This window comes from Helicobacter brantae (assembly GCF_003364205.1).
In the GTDB taxonomy this organism is placed as follows: Bacteria; Campylobacterota; Campylobacteria; order Campylobacterales; family Helicobacteraceae; genus Helicobacter_G; species Helicobacter_G brantae.
Genome location: NZ_NXLV01000001.1, coordinates 147438 through 166456 on the forward strand (window position 1 = coordinate 147438; position 19019 = coordinate 166456).

Annotated in this window: 20 protein-coding genes; 10 read left to right on the plus strand and 10 right to left on the minus strand. The window is 37.5% G+C overall.

The window, feature by feature from the left end:
* Nucleotides 1-2: 2 nt before the first annotated feature.
* The 10 genes from CQA58_RS00655 to CQA58_RS00700 all read right to left on the minus strand — a co-directional run bounded on the left by CQA58_RS00655 (nucleotide 3) and on the right by CQA58_RS00700 (nucleotide 11490).
* Nucleotides 3-1070 (minus strand): 3-oxoacyl-[acyl-carrier-protein] synthase III C-terminal domain-containing protein, encoded by a 1068-nt coding sequence (locus tag CQA58_RS00655; RefSeq protein ID WP_115568778.1) that lies wholly within the window; start codon nucleotides 1068-1070, stop codon nucleotides 3-5.
* Nucleotides 1067-1285 carry a phosphopantetheine-binding protein gene (locus CQA58_RS00660; protein ID WP_115568779.1) on the minus strand — a complete coding sequence of 73 codons (219 nt, stop codon included), beginning with the start codon at nucleotides 1283-1285 and terminating at the stop codon, nucleotides 1067-1069. The genes CQA58_RS00655 and CQA58_RS00660 overlap by 4 nt, the downstream gene beginning before the upstream one ends.
* A gap of 42 nt (nucleotides 1286-1327) precedes the next feature.
* Nucleotides 1328-2494: a LegC family aminotransferase gene (locus CQA58_RS00665; RefSeq protein ID WP_115568780.1), complete on the minus strand. Its 1167-nt coding sequence runs from the start codon at nucleotides 2492-2494 to the stop codon at nucleotides 1328-1330.
* On the minus strand, nucleotides 2491-3195 hold the full coding sequence (locus CQA58_RS00670) for a TylF/MycF/NovP-related O-methyltransferase (protein ID WP_115568781.1): 705 nt from the start codon (nucleotides 3193-3195) through the stop codon (nucleotides 2491-2493). Before CQA58_RS00670 ends, CQA58_RS00665 begins: the two co-directional genes overlap by 4 nt.
* Nucleotides 3196-3228: 33 nt before the next feature.
* Complete coding sequence (locus tag CQA58_RS00675; RefSeq protein ID WP_115568782.1) at nucleotides 3229-4245, minus strand: NAD-dependent 4,6-dehydratase LegB; 1017 nt, start codon at nucleotides 4243-4245, stop codon at nucleotides 3229-3231.
* Complete coding sequence (locus tag CQA58_RS00680; protein WP_115568783.1) at nucleotides 4208-5086, minus strand: LicD family protein; 879 nt, start codon at nucleotides 5084-5086, stop codon at nucleotides 4208-4210. Before CQA58_RS00680 ends, CQA58_RS00675 begins: the two co-directional genes overlap by 38 nt.
* On the minus strand, nucleotides 5086-6480 hold the full coding sequence (locus CQA58_RS00685) for a class II aldolase/adducin family protein (protein ID WP_115568784.1): 1395 nt from the start codon (nucleotides 6478-6480) through the stop codon (nucleotides 5086-5088). Before CQA58_RS00685 ends, CQA58_RS00680 begins: the two co-directional genes overlap by 1 nt.
* A 45-nt stretch (nucleotides 6481-6525) precedes the next feature.
* Complete coding sequence (locus CQA58_RS00690) at nucleotides 6526-7698, minus strand: class I SAM-dependent methyltransferase (RefSeq protein ID WP_115568785.1); 1173 nt, start codon at nucleotides 7696-7698, stop codon at nucleotides 6526-6528.
* A 32-nt stretch (nucleotides 7699-7730) separates the two neighbouring features.
* Complete coding sequence (locus CQA58_RS00695) at nucleotides 7731-8783, minus strand: NAD-dependent epimerase/dehydratase family protein (RefSeq protein WP_115568786.1); 1053 nt, start codon at nucleotides 8781-8783, stop codon at nucleotides 7731-7733.
* A 139-nt stretch (nucleotides 8784-8922) separates the two neighbouring features.
* Nucleotides 8923-11490, minus strand: coding sequence for an ATP-dependent Clp protease ATP-binding subunit (locus CQA58_RS00700; RefSeq protein ID WP_115568787.1), 2568 nt, complete (start codon nucleotides 11488-11490; stop codon nucleotides 8923-8925).
* Between the two features lie 201 nt (nucleotides 11491-11691).
* Between CQA58_RS00700 and CQA58_RS00705 the strand changes: the two genes are divergently transcribed.
* Genes CQA58_RS00705 through abc-f form a run of 10 tightly spaced genes read left to right on the plus strand, consistent with a single transcriptional unit; the run spans nucleotide 11692 to nucleotide 18835 of the window.
* Entirely contained in the window at nucleotides 11692-11907 is a 216-nt protein-coding gene (locus tag CQA58_RS00705; RefSeq protein ID WP_115568788.1) for a DUF6290 family protein, read from the plus strand.
* The gene (locus CQA58_RS00710; protein WP_245942718.1) at nucleotides 11908-12069 is read left to right on the plus strand and encodes a type II toxin-antitoxin system RelE family toxin; all 162 of its coding nucleotides are present in this window, start codon (nucleotides 11908-11910) and stop codon (nucleotides 12067-12069) included.
* Nucleotides 12051-12140, plus strand: a complete 90-nt coding sequence (locus tag CQA58_RS08440) for a type II toxin-antitoxin system RelE family toxin (RefSeq protein WP_245942719.1) — start codon at nucleotides 12051-12053, stop codon at nucleotides 12138-12140. The genes CQA58_RS00710 and CQA58_RS08440 overlap by 19 nt, the downstream gene beginning before the upstream one ends.
* 47 nt (nucleotides 12141-12187) lie before the next feature.
* A complete protein-coding gene (locus CQA58_RS00715) occupies nucleotides 12188-13516 on the plus strand; it encodes a S41 family peptidase (RefSeq protein WP_115568789.1) in 1329 nt (442 codons plus the stop codon).
* Between the two features lie 30 nt (nucleotides 13517-13546).
* Nucleotides 13547-14254 (plus strand): phosphoribosylaminoimidazolesuccinocarboxamide synthase, encoded by a 708-nt coding sequence (gene purC, locus CQA58_RS00720; RefSeq protein WP_115568790.1) that lies wholly within the window; start codon nucleotides 13547-13549, stop codon nucleotides 14252-14254.
* On the plus strand, nucleotides 14251-14487 hold the full coding sequence (purS, locus tag CQA58_RS00725; protein WP_115568791.1) for a phosphoribosylformylglycinamidine synthase subunit PurS: 237 nt from the start codon (nucleotides 14251-14253) through the stop codon (nucleotides 14485-14487). The genes purC and purS overlap by 4 nt, the downstream gene beginning before the upstream one ends.
* The gene (gene purQ / locus CQA58_RS00730; protein WP_115568792.1) at nucleotides 14484-15134 is read left to right on the plus strand and encodes a phosphoribosylformylglycinamidine synthase subunit PurQ; all 651 of its coding nucleotides are present in this window, start codon (nucleotides 14484-14486) and stop codon (nucleotides 15132-15134) included. The genes purS and purQ overlap by 4 nt, the downstream gene beginning before the upstream one ends.
* The gene (locus tag CQA58_RS00735) at nucleotides 15131-16225 is read left to right on the plus strand and encodes an SH3 domain-containing protein (RefSeq protein WP_115568793.1); all 1095 of its coding nucleotides are present in this window, start codon (nucleotides 15131-15133) and stop codon (nucleotides 16223-16225) included. Before purQ ends, CQA58_RS00735 begins: the two co-directional genes overlap by 4 nt.
* Nucleotides 16212-16910 carry a lysophospholipid acyltransferase family protein gene (locus CQA58_RS00740; RefSeq protein WP_115568794.1) on the plus strand — a complete coding sequence of 233 codons (699 nt, stop codon included), beginning with the start codon at nucleotides 16212-16214 and terminating at the stop codon, nucleotides 16908-16910. The genes CQA58_RS00735 and CQA58_RS00740 overlap by 14 nt, the downstream gene beginning before the upstream one ends.
* A complete protein-coding gene (gene abc-f, locus CQA58_RS00745; protein ID WP_115568795.1) occupies nucleotides 16910-18835 on the plus strand; it encodes a ribosomal protection-like ABC-F family protein in 1926 nt (641 codons plus the stop codon). Before CQA58_RS00740 ends, abc-f begins: the two co-directional genes overlap by 1 nt.
* The last annotated feature ends 184 nt before the right edge of the window (nucleotides 18836-19019 follow it).

A 19019-nucleotide genomic window follows, 5' to 3' on the forward strand; every position in this document is an offset into this window, starting at 1 on the left:
TTTTAGATCTCTTGAATATTAAGAAAATCAATTGGTGGAAGATCTGCGATTATTGCATTGACACCCAAACCACTGCCAAATCCAGAAATGCAAACTTTTTCTATTTTTTTCTTAAAAAGCTCAGAAAAGTTAAAACAAATATTGAGGGGAATGGTCAAGCTACTACCATTGCCGAAATTTTCAACAATATTGCTAGGCATTTTGGAATAGGGGATATTCATTTTGTCTGCAAGTTTGGTAAGCATAAATTTGTTGGGTTGATGAAAAATAAAAGATAAAATCTCTTCTTTATTTACTTTTGCATATTGGAGCAATTCATCAATTGTTTGTGGAACATATTCTTGAACAAATGAAAAAACGCTTGTTCCGTCCATATAAAAATCTTCCATGGATCGAACATTTCCATCTTTTTCTTCTTTTTCAATTCGAGTAAGGGGTGATGAAGGGATACAAAATGCTCCTGCAGGTATTTGTACGGCTTCAAAATTTTGAGTATATATTTTGTTAATACAAAAAATCTGATTTTTGAGTGAATTATCTTTGCTTAAGATTGTAACTGCCCCTCCATCTCCAATAATAGGATAGGAGTTTCTATCTTTTTTATTTACTTTTTTTGTCAAGACATCGGAAGTAATGAGTGCAACATTGTTGATTGAAGGGTGTTCTAGGAGAAAGAAAGCATTGAATAAACCGCCAACAAAACCTGTGCAACCAAATGTTAAGTCAAAAGTAAGGATATCTTCTTTGAGTCCCAATGCCTTATGTAAAATGCTGCTTGTTTGAGGGATAAAAAAATCAGGAGTTTGTGTCACATAAACAATAACATCCAATTCGTTTGGAGAGATGATTTGTTGCTCAAAAATATTTTTAAGTGCAGAAATTGCAAAAGTTGAAGAGTATTGATCTTCCAAAGAGACACAATGGGCATTGAGTCCAATCACATCTTTGAGTAGCATGGATTTTTTGAGAGGGAAGTTGTAGTTTTTGGCTTCTTCATCAAAAAAACCTTTGTTTTTGGGGATAGAGCAAGAGATGGCTTTGATATATTTGTTGTGAAAGGTGAATTTCATTGTTTTACCTCATTGATGAGAGAAATGATTGAGGAGATATCGTGGAAATATTCAGGCAAAATCTTTTCTGCTGGAATTTTGATAGAAAACTTATCCTCAATAGAGGCGATGATTGTAACAATATCAAAGCTATCAATTTCTTCTAGTAGATTTTGTGCTTCAGGATTAATATCTGGTCGAATTTCTTCTATGATTTGTTTGATAGAGTTTTGCATCTTTATTCCTCATCTTTTTAAAATCCAAGAATAATTATACAACTATATTTTAATTCTAGCACTACTTGGTAGATTGACAATCCTATCTTGCAGATAGATTGAGTTTTTTAAACCATCGTTTTGACAATGCTTATACATTGGATTTTGATGATTGAGATACCAAATAGGACGCGTCATTATACCATTTGCATTACTTTGAGTGAGGAAATCATCTCTTTGGGCTTTATCTTCTAGTTTGATTGCATTGAGCCAAAAGTTTGGCATCGTTCCCTCTCGTGCATGGATAAACTCAATTCCATTTTTGCCACAAAACTCCTCATAGCTTTTGGCAACCTCTAGTTTGCTTGACAAGAAACTAGGGAGTTGTTCTAGTTGTGCTAGGGCAAGAGCGGCATTGAGATTGGGCAAACGATAATTAAAACCTAGCATATCGTGATAATACTCATAGGGGTGAGGAGCTTTGGCAGTGGTGGTGATATGCTTGAGCTTTTTTGCCAAAGCTTCATCATCTGTAAGGATTGCTCCACCTCCCCCACTTGTGATAGTCTTGTTACCATTAAAGCTCAATGCACTTGCGACTCCCTCAAGTCCTGTGTGGGTTTGCACTCCATTTTTGAGAAAGTAGCTCCCTAAACTCTCAGCACTATCTTCTACCAAAATGATATTCCACTCTTTGCAAATCTTTGCAATCTCCTCAATCCTTGCAGGGTGTCCAAAGGTATGCATCGGCACACAAGCTTTGATGACTTTGTGAGTGTGTTTGTTTATGGTGTGGGTTTCTAGCTTTTGAGCGTTGTTGTGGAGAAACTCTTCTAGTGCAGTAGGGGAGAGTGAGAGCGTGTCTAAATCCACATCGACATACACAGGAGTAGCCCCAGTGTAGGCTATGGCATTGCTTGTAGCAATGAAGCTTAGAGATTGCGTGATGACTTCACAATCTTGATCCACCCCAATAGCGTGAAGGATTGCGTGCAAGGCACTTGTGCCATTGCTTGTCGCCACGGCGTATTTACTCCCACAAAATTTGGCAATCTCTCTTTCAAACTGATTGACAAACTCTCCCACACTTGAGACAAATCCACTATCAATGCACTCATTAAGATATTTTTTCTCATTTCCCAAAAATCTTGGCTCATGGAGAGGGATAAAGCCCCCCTCAGGCGTGTCATAAAGTTCTTTGACTAAGTTAAAGAGAGATTTGAGATTCATTCAATTACCATATATGAAATTCTTGGTGTGAAGCTAAATTTTTGTAATTTGCAATTGTTAAAACTTTTAAAATATTCAAATGCTGCAATACTTTCTCCCTTCCAGTTTTCCTCATTGAGCTCATCAAAAGCAATAATACCTCCTTTGACAATCCTTGGAGCAAGATAGTCCAATGCAACTTTTGTCGGTTCATAGAGATCGAAATCCAAATAAAGAAGGGAAATTAAAGTATGAGGATTATCTTTTAGATATTGAGGAATTGTTTGACAGGCATCTCCTTTAACCAACTCTATTTTGTTGTATTGATTTATAAAACGATTATTGTCAAATTCCTCAATGCATTCCCTTAATTCTTCTTCAATAGCCATAAAACTTTGAAATCCTCCAACTTTTAATTCCTCATGAGATGTGGATTGCATATCCCTTTCATCAAGATGAGGAAATCCCTCAAATGTATCAAAACCAATTACTTTCCGATCAAAATTTAGCAAATCAAATCCAGCACAGAGTTTAGCAAATGCTAGAACCCCCCCCCCCCAGTGTACTCCACATTCAATAATAGAACCTTTAACATCCATAACCTTTTTAAAAAGCTCATATCTCGCAATAAAACGGGCAAGACTTTGTCTTGAAACATATTTTTCAAAATTATTGAGCTTATACTCCATTGGATAGTTGTATTTCATAATAAGTTCACTCATTTTTTCTCCTTTTCTTATTATTTAAAGCAGAAATTATACATTATAAATTTCACTTTTGTATCTTATGAGATTTTGGGGCTGTGTGATCCAATCAATCGTCTCTTGAAGTCCCTTTCTCATATCATATTTGGGGCTAAATCCTGTGAGATTTTTAATCTTGGTGTTATCACACCATAGGCGGAATACCTCGCTGTTTTTTGGGCGGATTCTTTGAGAATCAGTGATAAACTCCACATCACTTCCCATAAGCTCTTTGATGAGATTGAGTGTATCGCCTACGCTGATTTCAAAGTTTGAACCGATATTGATGACTTCTCCTATGGTTTTCTCACTCTCAGCAAGTGCGATAAAGCCCTCACAAGTATCTAGCACGAAATTGAAGTCGCGTGTAGGGGTGGTATCTCCAAGCTTGATTTGCTTAGCACCATTGGCGATTTGGGTGATGATAGTAGGGATGACAGCCCTTGCACTTTGTCTTGGCCCATAAGTATTGAAGGGTCGAGCAGTAGTGAGTGGGAGAGAGAATGAGTTGTAAAAGCTCATTGCGATGCAATCTGCTCCAATCTTGCTTGCACTATAAGGGCTTTGGGGTTGCAGTGGGTGAAGTTCATTGATGGGAACATATTGGGCTGTGCCATAGACTTCGCTTGTGCTAGTGTGGATGATGCGTTTGACACCATTTTCTAGTGCGGCTTGACAGATATTAAGAGTGCCTTTGATATTGGTATCTACATAACTCTCAGGTGCGACATAAGAGTAGGGGATAGCAATCAATGCAGCAAGATGAAAGATGATATCCACATCTTTACAAATACTTTTGCAGAAGTGTGGATCACGGATATCCCCACTGATAACCTCAATATCTTTAAGACAAGAAACTTCCTCAAGCCAACCCCAATAGTTGAAAGAGTTGTATAGACTAAGAGCTTTGATTTTTGCCCCAAAAAACGATGACGAAGGAGTTTGGGTATAGCGATAGAGTATCTCAACTAAATGTGAGCCGATAAACCCATCAGCCCCTGTGATAAGAATGGTTTTTTTCTGTTGCATGCAGATCTTCTCCTTGTTGTAATTGCAAATAAGATTTTTCTAGATTGCAAAAGACAGCATGTCCTATTTGCTGCTCTTTTGGAGGAAAAGTCATATAATCACCATAAAATCTTCTTAGATAAAAATCTGCATTATTGGGAGATTTAAAAACAACACCTTCAAAAAAGATATCTTTGCTTTTTTCGTAAATATTTTTTTCTAAAATTTGTTTATCCCCATATGCCGTGCTTCCAAATTCTCCAACATATTTTGCATTCTTATATTTTTTTAATCGCAATAAAAAATCTATAACATAATACATAGTTGCACCTCGACATGTGAGACGCATAATCTTTAGAATATTCTTTTTAAAAAACGACCAATGTTGCTTTTCATCAAGATAAAAAGCAAGGTTTCGAATATTTTGAAAAAAAGAAAGTGTAGTAAAATGAATTTTTCTAAGCAAAGTGTTTTGAAAAGTTCCATCAAGAGGAAAAATATCAATCATTATTCCACCAATATGTTGGTGGCCAGAAGGAAAAACATCAACCAAAAAAGTGCTTGTTGTATCATGTATTTGAGAATACATAACACAAAAATTTTTCCCATCGGTTTTAAAATTTCTAATTGTAAGATGTTTGCTTAATAGATCGGGAGCTATTTTAAGAAATTTTTGATAATCTTCTCTTGGCATACAAAAATCCATATCGTCATCCCATGGTATAAAACCCTTATGTCGTATTGCACCAAGTAATGAACCCCCAGCAATAAAATATTGAAGATTGTTTTGATCGCAAATACATTTAAACTCTATTGCAATTTCTAATAATCTCTTTTGGATTGCTTTCGTTTTTGTATTCATCAACACTCCTTTTTTTGTCCATAGTATGCATTCTTGCCATTTTTTCTGTCATAAGCTTTTTTTACAAGAGAATGTGGAATCTTGCTTTCTATTTTCATGTTTAATGTAAAAAACGCATTCTTGCAGATTTCTTCAAGGATTACAGCATTGGTGCATGCATCAAATAAGTTTTTTTTATATCCAAAAATAAAAGGTGCATGATGAGCAACAAGAATGGCTGGTAACTGCTCATATTCTCTTAATATTTTATTGATAATAATCCCAGAATTTTGCTCGTATTTTTCAGTAATTTCATAATCAAAAAAGGTTCGAGTGATGGGGATTTCACTATGAAAGAAGTCGGCATGTGTCGTTCCTAGGATTGGAACTGGTGTTGCTGCTTGAGCAAAAATTGTTGCAAAAGTAGAATGTGTATGCACAATATTTGTAATGCTTGGATTCTCTTTATAGATCTCTAAATGGGTAGGGGTATCAACAGATGGAGAGAAATCACCCTCAATTATATTCCCTTCTAGGTCAATTACGACAATTGAATCTTCGGTAAGAAGTTCATAATCAATGCCACTAGGTTTGATGCAAAACATATTCGTGTTGGGTATTCTGCAAGAAAAATTTCCCCAAGTCAAAACACACAGATTATTCTTTTTTAAAAATTTATTTCCCTCAACACAAATTTTTTTATAGGTAGAAATCACATTTTTTTTATATGCGATTAAACTTTTAAAGATCTCAATATCGTAGGATGTTGTAATTTTAAGATTTTCTTCTGATCCCTCAGAAAAATAGCAAGTCATATCTAAAGAAGTGATTAATGTTGAAAGTGTTGTGGAATTTGAAATACCTTTCTCTTCTGCTAAATTATAAATTCTTTGTAATTCACCAAAAACTCCAGATTGAGGAGTTTGTGTTCTAACAACCAGATCACGATCAAGAGATAAATTGCTTGTTTTTGAATTGTTTTTTTGTAAAAGTGCCTCAACAATTGGAATATGAGTTATAGCATTCCCATTTTTTTTGCATATTCTTATGTTTTCACTAATGATATTGTGCGAAATCATTGGGCGAATTGCATCGTGAATTAAAATTATGTCATCTATTGATGCACCGTATTCTTGGATGGCACTTAAGCCTTTTTTTATTGAAGCATAGCCAGTTTCTCCTCCTAATGTTATTATTTTTAATTTTTTGATGTTATATTGATTTGCATATTGTTTTAGTTTATTCTCCCAACCATGCAAACAAGCCACACATATTAAATCAATTTCCTTGTGTCTTTCAAATGCTTCTAACGTGTATATGATAATTGGTTTTTTTTCAACAAGAATAAATTGTTTTGGTGTTTTCTCTCCAGTTCTTTGACCTACACCACCAGCAATTATAAGTGCAATATTCATTATAAAATCTCTCTTTTGTTTTAGAATAAAGAGAGTATTATATCATTACAAGAATATAATTTTTATAGAAATATTTTTTTTAAAAATTATCTGTTGAATTTCTGTATTGTAAACGGGATTGGCAATTATAATGGTATTGATATCCATTAATAGTGCATTGTCTAAAGAAACAATGGGTAATCCAGAATTTGCCATAAACCCCCCATATTTCTCTGCATTGCTGTCAATAAAGCATTGGATAGTGCAAATATCTTGAATTATGTTGTAGACTATATTGCCAGAATTACTAGCCCCCCATATAGCAATCCTAGAGTTTTTGTCTATTTGTGTCTTGATTTTTCTTTTTTTCTCCAAAAAAATATCTTTAAAAAAATTTCTTTGAATTTTTAGAAAATTACTCTTTTTTTTATTTGTTGCAATTATGATCTGAAAAGCTCCATCATAACAGGTATCCATTTCTAGAACATTAAAACCATTGTTTTGAAAGAGTTTTTGGAGGGATAGATTTGAAAAATAATTACAGTGTTCGTAGATAAAGTGTGTTAAGCATTGGGAGGTAATTATATAATCAAGATTGGGTACTTCAAATAAGATGATTACATCTTCCATATCCCTAAGATTTGAGAATAATGAGGAAATAAAGGCTGATGGATTAGGAATATGCTCTAAAACATGGCGACAAATAACTAGTTGGAATTTTTCCTTAAGCCCTTCTTCTGTAAAATAGTCTGGGATTATCGTAACATAATCTGCAAAATCTTTATGGCCATCTTCAATTTGCTGAAGTAATTCAATTCTATTTTTAAATGATGGTTCATACCCCACCCCTTTGCTTTGTGTGGTTTTTGAAAGATGATACAGGAAATCCGCATCCCCACAACCGATTTCTAGAATTTTTGATCCAAATATTTTGTATTTTTTTGAAATTTTTTCTATTAACCATTTTGCATGTTTTTGGTATTTTTCCGAGTATCTTAAACTAAAAGTATAGTTGCGATAAGTAGCTTTATTTGAATCAAAATCAATATTCCATGCAAAACCACATTTTGGACATTGAATAATAGAAAATGGGGCCAATTTTGCCATAATGGCATCATGAAATGAGCCAAAATAAGCATTACTTTCTGTGGGAATACTCTTGTAAACCTGTATGGGTTTCTTTTTTATATTTGCTTCACAGCATGGACATAATATACCCCCCCCCCCCCTATACGCCATTTATTTTTTTGTATCCTGTTTTTTTCCATGCTTTAACTCCTTTGTAATAATCTCAGAGAAATATTAATGCCATCTAAAATGGAGTAATGAGTTTTAAACCCCATACTTAAGGCTTTGCTTGTTTCTAAAACCGAATATTCTACTTTTGATGCAATATTGTCAAAAAAATCCTTATCGGAATATTTTTCAATGTTGATATCGTGTGGAGATAATGAGCAGACCATTGAACAAAAATCCCATAGGGTCAAAATCTCGGGATTTGAAATGTTGTATGTTTGATTTTTTTTAAAAACAAACATGGCAAATGCAATGCTTCGAATGCAGTCGCCAACATATAAAAAACTTAAAATCTGATTCCCATGACTTTTAAGTTGAATGTTCTGACCATGGGCGGATTGATATAAAAAAGAAGATAGGGCACGAGGATCGTTGTCTCGAATTGTTGACCCAAATGTTCTTGGCAGTCGTAATGAGACAAAATCGGTGTTATATTCGTAATTATATGCTGCACATATTGTTTCTGCCATTCTTTTGGATTGAGCATAACATCCATTGATTGAGCAAACATCAATAAAACCGAGATCGGTTTCTTGGATTGGTTTTTTTTTGCAAACCTTTCCATAAACCTCGCTTGAGCTCAAGAAAATTAAGAGTGATTTTTTTTTTGTGCAAATCCGCAATAAATTCTCTACAATTTGAGTGTTATATCTGATCACTGAGGTTGGGGAAAGTGCTACAGATTTAGGATCTGCAGGGGACGCCGCATGTATGATATAGTGAATTTCAAAAGAGGAGAGAATTTTAAAAAGCTCTTTCAGATTCAAGAGATCGACTTGGTAGACAGATACATTATTGTTTGAGCAAAAATAAGGAAAACGTTTAATAAAAAAATCAGAATTTGAAACAAGAATAATTAAATGAAAATCGATCGAATATCTCATTTGTAGAAGGAATAAGGTATCCGTTAAAAACTTTCCAATCATCCCCGTTGAACCAGTAAGTACGATATTTTTTTTGTTTAATTTTGCCCAATTTTCCAAATCAATATCTATATTTTCTTCGATATGTGAAAAATATAATTCCAAGATAATATCTCTCCAAAATCATTTGCATTCTATATTTTAACTATGATTTTAGAAGCATAACATAAAAAAAACATTCTTTTTTGGATTTTTTATATTTTTTGATATTTTGGATGGTTATAAGGGTGTATGAGGCTAGGTTTCACCCCACCTCCACCTCCCCATCTTTTTTGAATACCACCTTGCTTCCCTCTTTGACTTTGTCTTCTAGGATAAGCTCGGCTAGTTTGTCCTCTATGATTTCATATACTGCTCTCTTAAGCGGTCTGGCACCATAGATGGGATCAAACCCTGCTTGAGCGATCTGCTCTTTTGCCTCTGTAGTAAGCTCTAGGGTGATTCCCCTCTCATGTGCCTTTTTGGCAACTTCAGAGAACATAATATCCACAATCTTGACAATCCCTTGCAAATCCAAAGGATTGAAAATCACGATATCATCAAGGCGATTGAGGAATTCAGGCTTGAAGTAGGCTTTGAGGCTCTCTTGCACTGCTTTCTCTCTCTCGCTTTTGTCTTCTATCTCCATAATCTTATCGCTTCCGATATTGCTAGTGAGGATGATGATGGTATTTCTGAAATCCACCACTACACCCTTATTGTCAGTTAGTCTTCCATCATCAAGCACTTGGAGCAAGAGATTGAAGACATCAGGGTGAGCTTTTTCTATCTCATCAAATAGCACCACGCTATAAGGTTTGCGTCGCACAGCCTCTGTGAGTTGTCCGCCTTCCTCATACCCTACATACCCAGGAGGAGCTCCCACTAGACGAGAAACTGCGTGTTTCTCCATATACTCACTCATATCAATTCTTATAAGATTTTTCTCACTATCAAAGAGAAATTTCGCTAGAGATTTAGCACTTTGAGTTTTCCCAACTCCTGTGCTTCCTAAGAAAAGGAAGCTTCCGATAGGGCGATTAAGCTCACTTAGTCCTGCTTTGTTGCGTTTAATCACTCTTGAGATGGCTTTGAGTGCTTCTTCTTGTCCTACGACACTTTTTTCTAGCTCTTCTTGCACTTTTAGGATTTTCTCTTTCTCACTTTGGAGCATTTTTTGCACAGGGATTCCACTCCATCGGCTCACAATTCCCGCGATAATCTCTTCAGTTACAGCATTTTTGAGAAGTGTGCCACTCTCTTGCATACTCTTCCATTTGAGCTCTAATGCTTTGATTTTTTCCTCACACTCAGGCACTTTGCCATAATCAATCTCTGCAGCCTTGTTGTAATCTCCACTTCTTTTGGCAAGTTCAGATTCTCGCTTGAGTGAATCAATCTGACTTCTAAGTGTGGCAATGTCTTTGAAAACGGCTTTTTCATTCTCAAATTGACTTGCAAGCACACTTTGTTTCTCTAACTCATTGCTTAGCTCTCTTTGGATTTCTTCCAATCGCTCGGCATTGCTTTCTTTCTCCTCCATATTGAGGGCTTGTTTTTCTACTTCTAGGCGTTGGATATTGCGTTTGACTTTGCTAAGTTCGTGAGGTTCAGACTCAATTTGCATTTTTAGCTCTGCTGCTCCCTCATCAATCAAATCAATGGCTTTATCAGGCAAAAAGCGATTGGAGATATAGCGATCAGAGAGCTTGGCTGCTGCTACTAATGCACTATCAGTGATACTGACATTGTGGTGAGCTTCTAGCTTTTCTTTGATACCTCTGAGGATTTGAAGTGCTTCATTCACACTTGGTTCAGCCACATCAATGGGTTGAAATCTCCTCACAAGTGCGGCATCTTTCTCAAAGTATTTTCTGTATTCTTTGAGGGTGGTTGCACCGATAGTGTGAAGCTCCCCTCGTGCAAGAGCAGGCTTGAGGATATTTGCCGCATCCATACTTCCCTCACTTGCTCCTGCCCCTACGATAGTGTGAATCTCATCAATGAAGAGGATAATATTTCCTGCTTTTTTAACTTCTTCGATGATTTTTTTGAGCCTTTCTTCAAACTCCCCTCGATACTTCGCCCCTGCCACAAGTGTGCTCATATCAAGCGAAATTACGCGTTTATTTTGCAAACTTGTAGGCACATCTTTGCTTACTATTCTTTGAGCCAAGCCCTCTACTACTGCGGTTTTCCCTACCCCTGGCTCTCCTAGCAAGATTGGGTTGTTTTTGGTTTTGCGGATGAGGATTTGCATCATTCGCTGAATCTCCTCATCTCTGCCAATCACAGGATCAAGGGTGTTTTCTAGTGCTTTTTGGGTGAGATCGATTCCAAATTTCTCTAGCGATTCTAAAAGCTCATCATCGTTTTGATCTTGGATTTTTGCTCCACCACGGATAGCTTGAAGAGTTTTGATAATCTCTGTGGTATCAAGATAGCGTGAGAAAAGCGATTTGATTTTCTCATCATTTTTGAGAGTAGAGATGATATAGGTATCTACTGCTAGGTATTGATCGCCTTGCTGAGTGGCAAGTGCCAAAGCAGTGTCAAAGCTAGTAGATAGCTCTCTTGAGATTTGCATATTTTCTTTGCTTACAGCAGAGCTTTTAGGAAGCGAATCCACAGCACTTTTTAGCTCAAGCTCTAAAGCAGTTTTATCAAAATCCATTTTATTGAATGCTTGGTTGAGGATAGATTGATGATTGACTATCAGCGACCAGATGAGATGAAGGGGGGTAATCTCTTGATTTTTGGCGTGAAGTGCAAGAAGAAATGAACTATCAAGTGCTTCTTTGAGTTGGTTTGTCATTTTTTCAAAAATATTCATTTTGTTCTCCTAAGTGTCATTTAGATTATCTGAGTGCTAAAAAATTTTATACTCTAATAACTTTGGCATTATATAAGTTTAGTCATTTACTATCAATTTACTTTATAATTTGGTGCTAAAGAGAAGAATATACAGAAAGGATATTTTTTGTGATGTTATAATGCAGATACTATAAGAAAATATGAGTTTTGGGAGTTTTTGATGCAAATAACACTTTCTAAAGAGGTTGAAAACCTTATAAATACTTTTTCAGCACAACACAATATTTCACAAGCACAAATGGTTGAGAGAGCGATTTATAGGTTTTTGGAAGATGTGAGAGATTTAGAGATTGCCAAAGAGGCTTATGAGGAGTTTTTGCAAAGTGGGGGGCAAACCACACCTGCCAAGCAACTCTTTGATGAGCTAGGACTTTAAGTGAGAGTAGTATTCTCAGATAGGGCAGTAAAGCAGTTCAAAAAGATTGATTTTGCTATCCAAAAGAGAATAAAGCATTTTATTGATGAGCTTGAGGGGTTGGAAAATCCTCGTATGAGAGGAAAGGGATTGGGCGTTATAGGGTGGGGGATTATCGCTTGATTTGTAAAATCTTTGAAGATGAATTGGTGGTTTTGCTAGTAGATATTGGACATCGCAGTGAGATTTACTGATGTTTTTAGTGTAAAATTGATTGAATACTATTATTTATGAGGGAAGAATGAAAAGTCGTTTGAAGTTTTTTGGATTTGGAAGTTTGCTTATTGCATTGTTTATCGTTGTGGGACTCTATGCCACAGAGGGGCAAAAGGATCAGGCAAAAGAGCCACAAAATCGCCTAGAGCCATACAAGAAGCTCAGAAAGGTTATTAATCTTGTGGAAAACAACTATGTTGATGAAGTCGAACTCAATGCCATTGTAGATAAAGCTATTGAGGGATTACTTAGCAATCTTGATGCACACTCAGCTTACCTAGATGAAAAGAAGTTTAGGGATTTGCAAACCCAAACCAATGGTGAGTTTGGTGGGATTGGAATCACGCTAGGAATGAAAGATGGGGCATTGACAATCATCACCCCGCTTGATGACTCTCCTGCAGGGAAAGCAGGGATCAAAGCAGGAGATGTGATTTTAAAAATCAACGATCAAAATACACTGAATATGAGCATAGATGATGCAGTCAATATTATGAGAGGCAAAGCAGGGACTCCACTTCAGCTCACAATCTATCGCAAAGGCGAGAGTAAGCCTATGGTGTTTGATCTCAAAAGAGATAATATCAAGCTTGATTCTGTGATTGGTAGAAAGATTGATGGGACAAATTTTTACTATATTCGCGTAACTTCATTTGATAAAAATGTCGCAAGTAGTGTGGATAAACTCCTCAAAAAAGCAGGGAAGATTGATGGGGTGATTTTGGATTTGAGGAATAACCCTGGGGGATTGCTTAATCAAGCTGTGGGATTAACTGAACTCTTTGTCAAAGAAGGTGTAGTAGTTTCTCAAAAAGGAAGAGCCAAAGGCGAGAATATCGAGCTAAAAGTCAATGGAAAAGCCCCTTATGCTTCTATCCCTCTAGTGGTGCTTATCAATGGTGGAAGTGCAAGTGCGAGTGAGATTGTTGCAGGAGCATTGCAAGATCACAAAAGAGCGATTTTGGTAGGAGAGCAGAGCTTTGGGAAAGGAAGCGTGCAGGTTGTGCTAGAGCTAGGGAAAACTGATGCACTCAAACTCACAACAGCCAAATACTATCTCCCAAGTGGTAGGACGATTCAAGCAGTAGGGGTGAAGCCTGATATTGAAGCATTTTATGGCAATGTCCCACAAGGCAATAAGAGTGGATTTGAAATCAAAGAAGCAGATTTGCGAATGCACCTAGAAAACGAGCTTGAAAAGATTGAGAAAAAAGACAAAAAGCAAGAGAAAGACAAAAAAAGCAAAAAAGATGATAAAAAAGAGAAAACCATTACACAGGAGGACATCAACAAAGACAATCAACTCAAAGTAGGGATTGATACCCTTAAAGCGTGGAGTGTTATCAAACAGTAAGTAGTCTCAAATCCAAAAAGGAGAGAAGAAATGCTAATCTATGAAGGAAAAGGTAAGAAGCTCTATTTGACTCAAGAGCAAGGGTATATTCAAGCAGAGTTCAAAGATGATTTGACAGCGTTTAACGCTCAAAAGAGGGGAGAGCAGAAAGGTAAGGGAGAGCTAAATTGTCTGATTTCTCAAGCCCTTTTTGAGTTGCTAGAGAGCAAGGGGATAGCGACACATTATGTCAAGCTAATTGAAAATCACATTATGCTATGCAAAAAGATAGAGATGATTCCCCTAGAGGTGGTTGTCAGAAATATTGCCACAGGCTCATTGACTAAGAGATTGGGGCTAGAGGAGGGGAGAAGTCTGCCTTTTGCTCTTGTTGAGTTTTATTACAAAGATGATGCTTTGGGTGATCCACTTCTCAATGATGAGCATTGCTTGATTTTAGGGGCTGTGAGGGATAGAGAAGTATTGCAAGAGCTAAGAGAGATGGGAAAAAGAATCAATGAGATTTTGAGTGAATTTTTTATCTCAAGAGATTTGGTGCTTGTTGATTTCAAGCTTGAATTTGGCTTCAGTGAGGAGGGGGAGTTGCTTTTGGCTGATGAGCTAAGTCCTGATAATCTAAGGCTTTGGGACAAACACACAGGCAAAAAGCTTGACAAAGATGTATTCCGTCAAGATTTGGGTGATGTCAAAAATGCTTATGAGGAAGTTTTGCATAGAATCAAAGGAGAGGGAAAATGAGAGTTGAAGTAAAAATCATGCTTAAAAATGGTGTGCTAGATCCTCAAGCCAAAGCGATTGGTTCAGCCCTGCATTCTATGGGGTTTGAGTGCGTCAAAGATGTGAAAATGAGCAAAAGCATCTTTCTTGAGATAGAAGAGGGGGATAGAGAGAGAGCAGTCTTGCAGGTAGAGAAAATGTGTCAAGAGCTTCTAGCAAATCCTGTGATTGAAGATTATGAGATAGTGCTATGAGTGTAGCGATTTTACGATTCCCTGGGACAAATTGTGATTTGGATATGGGATATGCTTATGAGAGGCTGGGGGCAAAGGTAAGCTATGTGTGGCATACTGAGAGTTCTTTGCCTAGTGGAGTGGGACTAGTGGTTTTGGCAGGGGGGTTTAGCTATGGGGATTATCTAAGAAGTGGGGCGATTGCCAAAGAAGCTAGGGTGATGAGGGCAGTGAGAGAGTTTGCTTCTTGTGGGGGAAGAGTGCTTGGGATTTGCAATGGCTTTCAAATCTTGACAGAGAGTGGATTGCTAGAGGGGGTTTTGCATCGCAATAAGGGGTTGAGTTTTATTGCCAAAGATGTGAAGCTCAAAGTGAGTAATAATGACAATGCTTTCCTTTCTCCTTATCGTTTGGGCGAGGAGATTACATTGCCTATCGCTCACGCTGATGGGAACTACTATATTGGCGATGAGGGATTGAAGAGCTTGCAAGATAATGGACAGATTTTGTTGCAATACACTGAAGATGTCAATGGCTCTGTGCAAAGAATCGCAGGGGTTTGCAATAAAGAAAAAAATGTTTTTGGGCTTATGCCTCATCCTGAGAGAGCGATTGAGAAAGTGCTTGGAGGGGTTGATGGAATGGCAATGCTAGGGGCTTTGCTTTGAGAATCTTAGCCTTTTTTCTTGCTTTGGTTTTAGGCTTATTGGGGGTAGAGGAGCATTCAAAAATCGTTTATCTCAAATACAATCCCCCCAAACTTGAGGGTAGAGAGTTTTATGTGGGAGAGAAGATTGAGGTGAAATACACTCTTTTGCTTTTCTCCAATGCGACTTTGGTTGATGTGGAGTTTATCCCCAATGAAAACCCCAAGTTGAGTGAGGGTGTAGAGCTACTCAATCCCAATACAACTTGGAAAAAAATCAATGATGATACCTATGAGAATACCTATCTTTTCAAAATCAAATCTCCAAGCTTTGCACTTCCCACACTTAAAATCATCGCACTCTCTGAAGATGAAAGCTATACAGATACCTCTAGTGCCGAGGGAGTGATAATGGAAGCTGTGGATTTGGGAGGGGAGCGTTATTGTGGGGTGGTGGCTCAAAAAATGACTATCAGCAATATCCAAGCAAAAAAATATGATGAATGGAGCAATATCGTTGTCTTTGATTTGGTGGGGACTAGAAGCAATCTTGAGGATTTCAAACTTCCCAATATTGAGCGACAAGGGTTTAATGGGGATTTAATCCTCAATCAAAACAAGCTTAGTGGCACTTATTATGCTGTGATTCCTAGAGATATTCAAGAATTGCGAGTGAGTTATTTCAACTCTGAGGCATTGCGTTATGAAGAGATTGCACTGCCTATTGTTGTCAAGACAGAGAGAGTAAGCACCCAATCAGATTTGGAGCCAAAAAACACTTTTTTAATCTTTAGCAATATTATTTTTGGGATTTTGGCTTTACTTCTCTTTGTGGGTGCGATATATTTTCGCAAACAAAAGTTTTTGGCAATCATTTTGGTTTTGGTTGCTGTGGCATTGATAATTTATGTGTTTTTGAAATTTGAAGGCAATAAACATATCGTGCTAAGACAAAATAGCATTGTGGCAATCTTGCCTACAAGAAACTCCACGATTTTGGAGCAAGTCGATTATGAGATGAATGCTGAAGTAATCGGTGAGCGTGGGGAGTATTACAAAGTGAAATTAGGTGATTCAAGGATAGGTTGGATAAAAAAAGATGACTGCAAGTAAGATTAGAGGAATTTTTACAATGATTAGCATTGCCATAGGATTGGCAATCATTATGTTTTTTATGCATTTTGTTTTTCGCAAAAATAATTCGCGTTTTGCACGGACTTGGTGTAGGGTGTTTTTCCCACTCAATCGCTTCAAGCTTGAGATTTATGGAGCATTTGATGAGAGTGCTGATATTTTAATGCTCAATCATCAATCTGTGGTAGATATCATCTTCCTAGAAGCCCTGCACCCTCAAAACATTTGCTGGGTTGCCAAAAAACAACTAGGAGAAATCCCTTTTTATGGCTATGCACTCACAGGCCCTGAGATGATACTTATTGATAGAGAGGATAAAGCAAGTTTGATTTATCTACTCAAAGAGGCAAAAAACAAACTTGAGCAAGGTCGCCCATTGGTGATATTCCCTGAGGGAACACGATGCAAAGATGAGAGAGGGTTTCTACCCTTTAAGAGTGGAGCAAAGGTTTTGGCTGAAAAATACAACCTCAAAGTCCAACCCATCGTGCTTGTCAATTCTGTCAAGCTCTTCAACACCTCTCCATTGCAAACCACAGGAAAAGAAGCTAGGATTATCGCTCTTGAAGCTTTCACTCCTGAGAAGGGAAGCAATTGGTATGAGAAAATGGAAGAGCAAATGAAAGAGGTTTATCAAAAACACTATCAAGAGCTTAATCCCTAATGGCACTTCTTTCACTTTTTGAAATCACCAAAACCTATGAACACAAAGATATTCTCAAAAATATCTCTCTAAGTATCCAAGAGGGGGAACGCATCGCTGTTGTGGGGAAAAATGGGAGTGGCAAAAGCACCTTACTCAAAATCATTATGGGTTGTGAGGATATAGAGAGTGGAGAGAGGGTTACTCTTGGCAATCTTCAAATTGCCTATCTCCCTCAAATCCCAAGTTTTCCTAGAGGAATGAGCGTTGAGGGGGCGATAGAGGAGAGTTTAGATGAGCTAAAAAAAGCCCATACTCGACTAGAGATTGTCAATCTTGAGCTTCAAAAAAGCCAAGAGAAAAAACTTTTAGATGAATATGCGACTTTGAGTGCGTATATTGATAGGCATAATGCGTGGGATTTGAATGCAAGAGTAGAGGAGGTTATTGCTCACTTTGAGCTAGAGGACTTGCGTCATCGAGTCATTGATACCCTTAGTGGTGGGGAGCAAAAAAGGGTAGCACTCTCTCAAATCCTCTTCAAACAATGTGATCTCTTACTTCTTGATGAGCCGACAAACCACCTAGATGTAGAAATGGTAGAGTTTTTAGAGCAAAAACTTCTCTCTCTAAAATGCTCTCTGCTCTTTATCAGCCACGATAGGTATTTCATCGAAAACCTTGCTACAAGGGTGATTGAGGTTGAGAATGCAAAGCTTACAAGCTTTGAGGGGGGATATAGCTCATATTTGGCTAAAAAAGAGGAAATGCTAAGGGCATTAAGCAAGGAGCACGAAGTCTTACTAAAACTTCTCAAAAGCGAAGAGGAATGGCTAAGAAGAGGGGTGAGGGCAAGGCTGAAGAGAAATGAGGGGAGAAAAAAGCGAATCTTTGAGATGAGAGAAAAAGCCAAAACCAACCCCTCAATCATTAACAAAATGAAACTAGAGCTTGAGAGGGAGAGAAAGGCATTCAATCAAGAAGAGGGTAGAAACAACAAAAAAATGCTTTTTGAAGCTCATAACCTCTATAAAAAACTAGGGGATAAAGTGCTTTTCCAAGATCTCAATCTTAGAATCTTGCAAAGAGATAAAATCGCAATCGTGGGGAAAAATGGGAGTGGCAAAAGCTCGTTGCTGAAAGTTTTGTTAGGGGAGAGCGGATATGATAGTGGAGAGCTTAAGAGGGGAGAGGTAAGGATAGGGTATTTTGATCAGCACCGAGCAATGCTAGATGAGAGCAAAGATATCCTAGAGACTTTTTGTCCCAATGGTGGGGATAGGGTGCAAGTGCGTGATAAAAATATGCATGTCTATGGCTATCTCAAAAACTTTCTTTTCCCCAAAGAGTTTCTTACTCAAAAAATCTCCCAGCTCAGTGGTGGGGAGAAAAATCGTGTGGCTTTGGCATTGCTTTTTACCAAGGAATATGATTGCTTGATTTTAGATGAGCCTACAAATGATTTGGATATCAATACGATCAATATCTTAGAGGAGTATTTGCAGAGCTTTGAGGGGTGTATCCTCTTTGTCAGCCACGATAGGTATTTTGTAGATAAAATCGCTCAAAAGCTCCTAGTCTTTGAGGGTGGGGGCAAGGTAGTAGAGCGATATGAGAGTTATAGTGAGTATTTAGAAGACAAAAAAGAGCTATTAGAGTATGCTTTGATAGAAAAAGAGGTTGCTAGAGAGCAAAAGGAGAAAAAAGCCAAATCCCCCACTAAGCTAAGCTATAAAGATCAGAGGGCATTGGAGCTATTGCCTCAAGAGATTGAGGGGCTTGAGATGAGAATCAAGCGACTTGAATTAGAGCTAAGTGATCCAAAAATCTATGAGCAAAAGGGAATTGTGAGTATCGCAAATGAGCTAGAAGAATGCAAGAGGGAATATGAAGCCAAGCTAGAGCAGTATTTTGAGCTTATGGAGAGAAGTGAGAGTTTGGGGTAGGGTTGCTCCAAAATCGTTGATTTCTAGGGGGTTGTGTTTGATAGAATCTTGCCCCCTTTTTAAATCCAAAGATTTTAGATGAAAAATTCTGTGATACCTCTCCACTCTTATCCAAAGAGGTTTTAGCTCTGAAGAAGAGATGGAGGGGCTTTGTGATACCTCTCTTTGAGAGTTTCCCACCCCT

Coding starts and splice junctions, on each gene's coding strand:
- CQA58_RS00655 (WP_115568778.1), bottom strand. CDS start 1,070: ATGAAATTCACCTTTCACAACAAATATATCAAAGCCATCTCTTGCTCT.
- CQA58_RS00660 (WP_115568779.1), bottom strand. CDS start 1,285: ATGCAAAACTCTATCAAACAAATCATAGAAGAAATTCGACCAGATATT.
- CQA58_RS00665 (WP_115568780.1), bottom strand. CDS start 2,494: ATGAATCTCAAATCTCTCTTTAACTTAGTCAAAGAACTTTATGACACG.
- CQA58_RS00670 (WP_115568781.1), bottom strand. CDS start 3,195: ATGAGTGAACTTATTATGAAATACAACTATCCAATGGAGTATAAGCTC.
- CQA58_RS00675 (WP_115568782.1), bottom strand. CDS start 4,245: ATGCAACAGAAAAAAACCATTCTTATCACAGGGGCTGATGGGTTTATC.
- CQA58_RS00680 (WP_115568783.1), bottom strand. CDS start 5,086: ATGAATACAAAAACGAAAGCAATCCAAAAGAGATTATTAGAAATTGCA.
- CQA58_RS00685 (WP_115568784.1), bottom strand. CDS start 6,480: ATGAATATTGCACTTATAATTGCTGGTGGTGTAGGTCAAAGAACTGGA.
- CQA58_RS00690 (WP_115568785.1), bottom strand. CDS start 7,698: ATGGCGTATAGGGGGGGGGGGGGTATATTATGTCCATGCTGTGAAGCA.
- CQA58_RS00700 (WP_115568787.1), bottom strand. CDS start 11,490: ATGAATATTTTTGAAAAAATGACAAACCAACTCAAAGAAGCACTTGAT.
- CQA58_RS00705 (WP_115568788.1), top strand. CDS start 11,692: ATGCAAATAACACTTTCTAAAGAGGTTGAAAACCTTATAAATACTTTT.
- CQA58_RS00715 (WP_115568789.1), top strand. CDS start 12,188: ATGAAAAGTCGTTTGAAGTTTTTTGGATTTGGAAGTTTGCTTATTGCA.
- purC (WP_115568790.1), top strand. CDS start 13,547: ATGCTAATCTATGAAGGAAAAGGTAAGAAGCTCTATTTGACTCAAGAG.
- purS (WP_115568791.1), top strand. CDS start 14,251: ATGAGAGTTGAAGTAAAAATCATGCTTAAAAATGGTGTGCTAGATCCT.
- purQ (WP_115568792.1), top strand. CDS start 14,484: ATGAGTGTAGCGATTTTACGATTCCCTGGGACAAATTGTGATTTGGAT.
- CQA58_RS00740 (WP_115568794.1), top strand. CDS start 16,212: ATGACTGCAAGTAAGATTAGAGGAATTTTTACAATGATTAGCATTGCC.
- abc-f (WP_115568795.1), top strand. CDS start 16,910: ATGGCACTTCTTTCACTTTTTGAAATCACCAAAACCTATGAACACAAA.